The organism is Arthrobacter sp. UYEF21 (genome assembly GCF_040546085.1).
GTDB lineage: Bacteria > Actinomycetota > Actinomycetes > Actinomycetales > Micrococcaceae > Arthrobacter.
Genome location: NZ_JBEPNF010000055.1, coordinates 1 through 1,174 on the forward strand (window position 1 = coordinate 1; position 1,174 = coordinate 1,174).

The 1,174-nt window shown below is 59.9% G+C and carries 1 protein-coding gene; it reads left to right on the forward strand.

Annotated elements, in window-relative coordinates; translation table 11 throughout:
* Positions 1 to 279 precede the first annotated feature (279 nt).
* Positions 280 to 717, forward strand: a complete 438-nt coding sequence (locus tag ABIB27_RS19330) for a hypothetical protein (RefSeq protein ID WP_354254709.1) — start codon at positions 280 to 282, stop codon at positions 715 to 717.
* The last annotated feature ends 457 nt before the right edge of the window (positions 718 to 1,174 follow it).

Here is a 1,174-nt window from a genome sequence, read left to right on the forward strand (position 1 = left end):
AAACCCCCGACTACGGCCTGGGCTTCTTCACCGCACACGGCTCCATGTCCTCCTAAGGAAGCTCTAAGCGGATCGGTTCATGGTCGCCGCCGTCATCGGGCGACGGCCATGAACCAGATGGCACGAATCGCTACTTTGCCCCTACAGCAACCGCTATCCATCACCCGCTGTTGCTGCAGGGGCAAGGACGCCCGCGGCGCGCATCTGGCGCTGATCGTCGCTTGGACCACCGAAGGGCAATTGGCTTGAACGCGCGTCCAAGTCAAGGAAGTGTTGACCGTGAGCAGTCAGACAATCGAGTCTTGGGAAGTCCTCATCGAGAGACCTGAAGAACTTTACGAGTTGCTTAACGAGGCAGAGGACTTGCTCCGGCAAGCAGCAATGGCCCATGGGTCTGTGGGGATTAGGGTCACCCGGCATGACCCTGCCCGGTACACCTTCGAACTCAGCGACACGGTCCCGTTAGGCGAGACCTGGGAGCAGCTGGGAGCAGACAGGCCGGTGACCGGCATCGCGGGCCTCCTATCGGATTGGTCCGTGCAGCAACGATGTCTCCTCCTCGCGGACACGCCACGGCTCGGCCTGCGTCCCGGCCACCCCTCAGCCATCGTCCTCGAACTGCAGGCAGGCAAGTTCCAGCCTTCAAATACTCACCTGAGTACGCTGGCTGACTCAACTTTCGCTCTCAGGGGGACTGACGGTGACACGGCCCCCTGACCCATTTCGCCGTCAACTCATCCGTCGAGAGGTTCCCCGCCTTCCGCTTGAGTCAGTTCATCAGGTGCTGCTGCAAACAAACAACGAGGAGAGAGAGTTGTGACTTCAGGGATAAATCGAGTAGGAGGGTCCGACTGGGACGATGTCCAAGTTGGAGACAAGGTGCAGCTGGTCGGCAGCGGGCGCCCAGCGTATGTCGGATTAGTGGACGCCCGGACAGCGGACGGTCACGTTATTTGGGTCCACGACCCTTTTGATGGCCGCCGTCTGTTCCATATCCGGGATGGCTACGAACTACAGCTGGTCGAATCGTGACCAAACTGTGTTCTGATGACTGTCACTACTGCTCAGGACCGGAAGCCGACTAGGTGCGTGGGTCGGTAATTGTTTGAGGGTTCCTCAGGTTTGAGCCGTAACGGCCCGAGGCCGGTTTCCTTGTCTTGGAAAGGGGCCGGCC